Annotated in this window: 1 protein-coding gene; it reads left to right on the forward strand. The window is 37.7% G+C overall.

The window, feature by feature from the left end; translation table 11 throughout:
* Positions 1–149: 149 nt before the first annotated feature.
* Positions 150–1,277: an RNA-guided endonuclease TnpB family protein gene (locus FYJ66_RS09085; RefSeq protein WP_154573178.1), complete on the forward strand. Its 1,128-nt coding sequence runs from the start codon at positions 150–152 to the stop codon at positions 1,275–1,277.
* The last annotated feature ends 119 nt before the right edge of the window (positions 1,278–1,396 follow it).

The raw sequence follows: 1,396 nt of genomic DNA on the forward strand, positions 1-1,396 counted from the left end.
ATTTTCACCAACGCCGCAAGGCAGGAAGCCCCGACTTCTGTAAGTCGTGGGAGGAATGCCCGTTTTAGCGGCGTATTTTCTTTATGTAACATTGTTCTTCGCCAAAATATATAATATAATAATTTTGGTGAAGAAAGTAGGTATTGTATATGGAGCAGACAATTACAGCAAAACTTCAGATTTTAGTAAATCCTTTTGATAAGCAGATACTCTGCGATACCATGAAGGCCTATTCTGATGCTTGCAATTATGTTTCTGAATACATATACAAAGCACATAACCTTAGTCGTTATAGTGTTCAGAAAGATACTTACTATCAGGTCCGTGAAATTTATGGTCTCCGTTCTCAGATGGCAGTTTCTTGTGTACGAACAGTTATTGCTAAATACAAGACCATTCTTGAAAATCAGAAAGAGTGGATAAAACCTGTATTTAGACTTCCTCAATTAGACCTTGTATGGAACAGGGATTATTCGCTTAATACAAAAAACAATATATTTTCTGTTAATACATTGAATGGTCGTATCAAGGTTGCTTTCTATAAAAATGGCTTTGAACAGTATTTTTCTGATAACTGTAGGTTTGGCACTGCAAAGCTTGTTCATAAACACGGAAAGTTTTATTTGCATATACCTGTAACATATGAAATTACCGAGTTAAATCAATCAGAGGTTTCTAATGTTGTTGGTATAGACCGTGGAATCAGATTCCTTGCTACAACATATGATAGTAATGGAAAATCTGTATTTTATGATGGTAATGTCGTTAAACAAAAACGTGCTCATTATAAGTCTTTGCGTAAGCAGTTACAGCAGGTCGGTACTCCGTCGTCCCGCAGACGAATTAAAGCTATCGGTCAGCGAGAAAACCGTTGGATGCAGGATGTAAACCATTGTGTATCAAAGGCACTCGTTGAAAATAATCCCGTTGGTACTTTGGTTGTCATTGAAGATTTAAGTGGTATCCGTTCTGCTACTGAAAGAGTTAAGGTTAAAGACCGTTATGTTTCCGTATCATGGTCTTACTATGACTTAGAACAGAAACTGTCATATAAAGCCTTAAAACATCATCAGCTTGTAAAGAAGGTAGATCCTGCTTATACAAGCCAAACCTGCCCTAAATGCGGTCATACCGAACGAAATAACCGTAATAAAAAGTTGCATCTTTTCTGTTGTAAAAACTGCGGTTATAAATCAAATGATGACCGTATTGGGGCCATGAATCTGCATCGTATGGGAATAGAACTATTAGTACCTGATGCAGTTGCTACGGAGTAAATCTCTGTAGTACAGGTACGTGTCAACGTGCCTACGATGTAACGCCACTTTTAGCAGTAATGTTAAACGACTAAATGTGGGAGGATTTATCCGCTATACCACAGGGCAGTTACAAGCTC

It is taken from the genome of Allobaileyella intestinalis, from assembly GCF_009695865.1.
Taxonomy (GTDB): domain Bacteria; phylum Bacillota; class Clostridia; order Peptostreptococcales; family Anaerovoracaceae; genus Allobaileyella; species Allobaileyella intestinalis.